This is a genomic window from Okeania sp., assembly GCF_983059655.1.
Genome location: NZ_CEZPJD010000448.1, coordinates 1 through 6,328 on the forward strand (window position 1 = coordinate 1; position 6,328 = coordinate 6,328).

Consider the following 6,328-nt stretch of genomic DNA (forward strand, 5'->3'; position numbering starts at 1 on the left):
AAAAAATAGTGCTATACTCGGCTGAAACTTCAGTTATTAAGTAATTAACACAGGTTTAATAACTTATTTCCTAATTATTAGCCAGTTAATGCTAATTACTCTGATGTTTGTTTCTCCCCCACTCCCCCACTCCCTTACTCCCCTACTTAAGAAATCGTCTGGCAAAAGCTGTGGGAATAGGTGAACAAGAATCTAGAAACTTTGAGCAGAGGGTAGGGAGGAAGAGCAAGAAGAATAGGAAAATTTACTCTGGGTAATAGCAGAGGTTATTTAAACTGCTATTACGGGATTGTATTGAAGTATTTTCAATTATTGCTTCAATCCATGTATGACTCAGTGCCTCTCAAATTTTTATGCGGGTAAATATACCAAAAAGAAAGTCAGAAGATACGTATATTCATCATGGAGGAGTATGAAAATATTTTTCCACCTTTTTCCCCTGTTGCCTCTATCCCACTGGCTACTCGATGACTCAAAATTGTCATCAAGGTCAAGATTCCAAATGGATTATATATCAATCAATCATATTTAGATTTAGCAAACATTAAGCTATTTTTATATTAAATCCTAAAATGTGGCGACGTAAATGTATTGCCACATTTTTATCTCTTCTTTACTCACGTTAAAGACTCTAAGTAATCTTGTACCTGACTACGACGCTTGGGTTGGCGCAGTTTCTGTAGAGCTTTTGCTTCAATTTGACGAACTCGTTCCCGAGATAGTTTCAAAGAACGACCAATTTCTGATAAAGAGTAAGGATTACCATCTCCTAAACCATAACGCATGGAGATTACAGACTTTTCTCTTTGGGTTAAATCTTCTAGTAGTCCTTTTAATGCTTGTACTAAAGATTCCCGCATCAACATTTCTTCTGGAGAAGCATCTTCAGTTTCTAGGAGTTCCCCTAACTCAGTATCCTTATCACTACCTACTTTAGTTTCAAGAGAAATTGAACGTGGAACTTTCAGTAACACTTCTCTTACTTGAGCTGGTGTCATATTTAGCTCTTGGGCAATATCGTCAAGTTTTGCTATACGCCCTTTTTCTTGAGAAATTTTCCGTTGCGCTTTTTTAATTTTGTTTAACTTTTCCGTAATATGAACTGGTAAGCGAATTGTACGACTTTGAGTAGCGATCGCTCTTGTTATTCCTTGACGAATCCACCAATAAGCATAAGTGCTGAATCGATACCCACGTCTTGGGTCAAATTTTTCAACTGCCCTTTCTAGACCTAAAGTTCCTTCTTGGATTAAATCTAAAAGTTCTAGGCCACGATTCTGATACTTTTTCGCTACTGACACTACTAAACGCAAGTTAGCATTAATCATGTGGTCTTTGGCTTTAACCCCATCACTTTGAGCTTTCTCCAGTTCTTTAACACTTAAACCTGCTAATTCCGCCCAACGAAGCTTTCCAGCAGCAAGAGTAGGTTTAAGTTCTGCCACAGGTATACCTGCTGCTTTTGCCCACCGTTCCAAAGATGGCCTATGTCCTAACTGAGCTGTCAGACGATTACGAATCTCAATCAACTTAACATAATGCCTAATTACGCCTTCTTCTTCTGTAGCTGATTTATTGAGTAACTCCAATAACTCCACATAGCACTTGACTTTTTTAGCTTCAGATACTTCTTGATCTCTTTCGAGCAAGTCAACTCTACCAATTTCTTGGAGATACAAACGTACTAAATCAGTTGTGCTACGGTTAGTACTTTTTTGAGCATTCTCTGTTTCTGCATCTTCCATTTCTAGCTCATTGATTTCTGGTCGAGCAATGATTTGCTCTATATCTTCAGAAACATTTGTCTGCAAATTATTATCTTGCAGTTTTTCTTCAGTATTAGGATAAGTAGCTGACATAGCGATCATCTCAATTGCTCCAGTTGACAAGAGGCTGTACTTAGTGGACAGTCTATGGATAAAATGCCTTATTCCTTAGAAGTCGGCACTTAGTCTAGTTTTGTTTCCTGATGAGTATTAACAACTATAGGCTGAATTAACTTAGGCGATCGCTTACTTTCTATAAATATATTAGCGATGACCTTGAGAGTACATTTGCCTGTGTGTTTTTGCTCCAGTTAACTTCTCTAGGCTTGATTTTTAGTATATGGAGACTTCTGATATAGCAAGGTGACTACAGTCAGAAGCTATATTAACGTTCATCACTATTACTGGTTGTTTTCGATCACTTCGGGAATTTTCGGATTTTTGAGGTTAAATTCTTATAAATTTTTACTTTGATTTTTTGCTGATTACACTTTTTATTCACTCAGCTTAATTTTTACAAAGCTTTTAACTTAATTTATGTGTAGCATACTCAATTTACTTACTAATCAATTTCTAGCTATTAAGTTACTCTAGACACAATGATGGGCGATCAGTATCACACTTTAGCAGTGATTGTTTTTGCTATCGGGGGTGATGGGTGACATACTTTGGCAGTGATCATAGCTTTCGTGAGTAGCAAATAATGAGGAAAAATCTAAAGTCTACTTCTTACTTTTCGCTTTTGGATGATTTTTCATTAATTCTTTTACCTCTTCTGCATGATATGAGCTACGAGTCAAGGGGGAAGCAACAATTTGTAAAAAGCCCATTGAATCGGCCATTTCTCTCCATATATCAAATTGTTCTGGCTTGACAAAACTAGATACTGGTAAATGCTTAGGAGTTGGTTGTAAGTATTGTCCAATAGTTAAAATGTCACAGTCAACACTCCGTAAGTCCTCCATTACTTTTTGGACTTCTGCTTCAGTTTCTCCCAGACCTACCATGATGCCGGATTTTGTGTATACTTCAGAGGCCAATTCTCGCGATCGCCTCAAAAGTTCTAATGTACGCTCATAGTCACCTTGAGGCCGAACTCTACGATACAGTCGTTTAACTGTTTCAGTATTATGGTTAAGTACTTCTGGCTTTGCTTTAAGAATTATTTCCAGAGCTTGCCAATTACCACACAAGTCTGGTACCAGGACTTCTATACTTGTTTGAGGTGAAGTTTCTCTAACTTGGGAAATACATTTAGCAAATTGAGTAGCGCCCCCATCTATTAAGTCATCTCTATTTACAGAAGTAATAACAACATGATTGAGTTTTAACCTTTTAACTGCTTCTGCCAGTCTCTCTGGTTCAGTCGGATCTAAAGGCTGAGGTTTTTTCTCAAAATCTATATCACAGTAGGGGCAAGCACGAGTACAAGCAGGTCCCATAATCAGGAAAGTCGCTGTTCCAGCATTAAAACACTCACCGATATTTGGACAGGAAGCCTCTTCGCAGACAGTATTGAGACTTAAGTCTCGTAAAATTTCCTTGACATTACCAACTCTCTGCCATTGAGGGGCCTTTACTCGTAACCAGTTTGGTTTAACTACCACTTTTTTATTTATTGTGATTATGATTTTAAGTTTAGCTTAACAAATGTAGCATGGTAGCAACAAGAAGTTTAAATAAATTTTTCATTAAATTCCTGAGTTTAATAATTAGCAAAATATCTACAACTAAGTTCATATAGATTCATAAATACATTTTAGTATAAAAAATTACATGAAAGTATGTCATACTAAATTTGTGAAACCACATCACAATAGCAGAAGGTCATTTCAGTTATCAGTTATCAGTTATCAGTACCTCCGACTAAAGCCCTATGCTTTAAATATTGAATTGAATATTCTCTTGGTCGATTGGATATGGCGAGGAGACCTGCTCTTGACAGAGCCGCTCCGAAGATCGCCATCCCACCCTACGGGAAGCTGCGAAGAGCGACCGCTCTCTTGGTCGATTGGATATGGCGAGGAGACCGGCTCTTGCAGAGCAGCTCCGAAGATCGCCATCCCACCCTTCGGGAAGCTACGAAGAGCGACCGCTGTCTTGGTCGATTGGATATGGCGAGGAGACCTCGCCATCCCTCGACCGCTTTTTCATCCCCTTAAAAGGAGAGGCTTTGGACCTAATTTTTTGGTAAGGAAGAGGAGAGACCGAAGGATGAAAGACCGAAGTTGGAAGAAGGTTTAAAGCTGGAAAAAAAACTTAAATTGCCTGTAGATATTAGCGCTTGGATTTACGCAAATTATAAAGTGCGGACATAATGTTACTGCTTCTCTAGTTTGCTCAATATAATGTTTAAATCTCTTGATACTAATAATGATAGCACAGTATCTATGGATAAGTTCGTATCCTTGAGCTTTCTAATACCATTTTACAGAAGTTAAAAGTTAAGATGTAAGCATTTCCTAGGTCATGCTGCGCAAACAGCCGTCAGCTATCAGCTATCAGCTATCAGCTATTAATCTTGGAGAAGGCAAAAGTAATCTTTGAAGTTGAGAAAGAATAAAAAGTTACTAGCAAAGTATTCTTTCTAAGCCTGAAAAGTAATTATTCATTACTCATTATTGCGATCTATTCCAATGTGAAAGCTTTGACTATAATAGCAGGGAAGATTAATTTACCAAGATTTATATGGTTTTTTACAGATATAATTAAGAGTTATATGGTTGCTAACTGCACAATCCTTTAGCAGTTGGAGTAGCGATCGATCCGAGTTTAATCTCAACTGAGTCACTTTATAAATGAGCCTTATTGCCGATAGCTGACAGCTAATAGCTGAATGCTTACATAAATATTTATCAAACTGTTATAAGAGGGTAGGTTTTTTCATCACTAATTAGGGCTTGCTGAAAAAGTCTTTTTTTCAGATAATGTTAATAATTATTTTCCAACAAGTACAAATTTTAATATAAATACGATCGCTAATAGCCACATAGTAAAAGTAGTTTCATGTACTTTTCCTTGGAATGTTTTAAGAAGAGGATAAATAATTAAACCCATAGCTAATCCGTCTGCAATTGAGTAACTTAAAGGCATAACTATAATTGTTAAAAATGCTGAAATAGATTGAGCTGGATCGTCCCAATTAATATTACGAACACTACTCATCATTAATACTCCTACAATTAATAATGCTGGTGCAGTTGCAAAGGAAGGAATTGCTGATAATAAGGGAATAAAAAATATAGATAAAATGAATAAAAATGCTGTAATAACTGCGGTGAATCCACTGCGCCCTCCTTCGGAAATACCTGAAGCAGATTCAATATAAGTTGTGACTGTGGAAGTACCCATCACTGCTCCAAATGTTGTGCCGATCGCATCTGCCATAAATGCTTTGTTTAAGTTAAATGATTTTCCTGTTTGATTAAAATAACCTGTTTTTATTCCTAATCCTGTTAAAGTTCCTACTGTGTCAAATAAATCTACAAATATTAAAACAAAAATGATACTGATTAGCTCCCAGATGTTAGTTTTTATGATACTTTCTAAACCTATAAATGCTTGACCAAATAAGTGTGTTGGTAATTGAGGAAAGCTGACAATTCCTTGAGGTAAAGGTGCAATTCCTAATGTCCAGCTTAGTAAAGCTGTTGCTAGGATTCCCCATAATAATGCTCCAGTAATCCTGCGAGCTATGAATCCAGAGGTAATAATAATTCCAGCGATCGCTACTAATGTTTCTGGTTGATTTAGATTCCCTAAAGTTGTAGTTGTAGTTTCGTTAGAGACAATAATTTTGGTATTTATTAGAGCTATATAAGCAATGAATAAACCAATACCAACTGTTGTTGCTTGTTTAATACATTCAGGAATAGCATTAACGATTTTACTGCGAATTTTACTAATAGTTAAACCAATAAAAATCAAGCCTTCTATTAACACAGCAGCCAAGGCAATTTGCCAAGAAATTCCTAACTTCAACACTACTGAAAAAGTAAAGTAAGCGTTTAACCCCATACCTGGTGCTAAGGCAAATGGATAATTACCGTATATTCCCATAATTAGGGTAGCAAATGCTGCTGATATTGCTGTAGCTATTACTAATTCTCCAAATAAATCGCCGGTGTTCTGCAAAAAAATTGCTTTGGATAATATGTCAGGATTTACTACTAAAATATATGCCATTGTCACAAAGGTAGTTATTCCTGCTATTGTCTCTGTGCGAAAGTTAGTTTTGAGCTGGTTAAATTGAAAAAATTTAGCAATAATTACTAATTTATTTAACTGGCCATTTTCTGGAGTCATATTGCGACCTAAAAATTGAGAATTTGGCTAGAAAACATATCTTTATTTGTATATTTTGTCAAGTAAAAAAAAGTTTTTTCTATCATTATAAACTCCGTTTTTATCAACTGAAAAGATTTTGAGATAGCCCTGTTTCAGTCTTTTGTAATACCAATTTCATACAATATTGCTATAGCCACGATACAAGCAAAAGCAATGCGACTCCGCGTCGGCGACAGACACAAGCGGTCAGATCCCGCGTCGGCGTCAGACGCAAG

Annotated in this window: 3 protein-coding genes; all 3 read right to left on the reverse strand. The window is 36.5% G+C overall.

What is annotated here, in order from left to right:
- Nucleotides 1–617: 617 nt before the first annotated feature.
- The 3 genes from sigC to AC3DU7_RS21575 all read right to left on the reverse strand — a co-directional run bounded on the left by sigC (nucleotide 618) and on the right by AC3DU7_RS21575 (nucleotide 6,071).
- On the reverse strand, nucleotides 618–1,859 hold the full coding sequence (sigC, locus tag AC3DU7_RS21565) for an RNA polymerase sigma factor SigC (RefSeq protein ID WP_488041358.1): 1,242 nt from the start codon (nucleotides 1,857–1,859) through the stop codon (nucleotides 618–620).
- 629 nt (nucleotides 1,860–2,488) lie between these two features.
- A complete protein-coding gene (lipA, locus tag AC3DU7_RS21570) occupies nucleotides 2,489–3,373 on the reverse strand; it encodes a lipoyl synthase (protein ID WP_488041356.1) in 885 nt (294 codons plus the stop codon).
- A gap of 1,330 nt (nucleotides 3,374–4,703) precedes the next feature.
- A complete protein-coding gene (locus AC3DU7_RS21575) occupies nucleotides 4,704–6,071 on the reverse strand; it encodes an NCS2 family permease (protein WP_488041357.1) in 1,368 nt (455 codons plus the stop codon).
- Between the last annotated feature and the right edge of the window lie 257 nt (nucleotides 6,072–6,328).

What these genes read in the sequence shown, in the direction of transcription:
- AC3DU7_RS21575 (WP_488041357.1), bottom strand. Translation starts at nt 6,071, where the DNA reads ATGACTCCAGAAAATGGCCAGTTAAATAAATTAGTAATTATTGCTAAA.
- sigC (WP_488041358.1), bottom strand. Translation starts at nt 1,859, where the DNA reads ATGTCAGCTACTTATCCTAATACTGAAGAAAAACTGCAAGATAATAAT.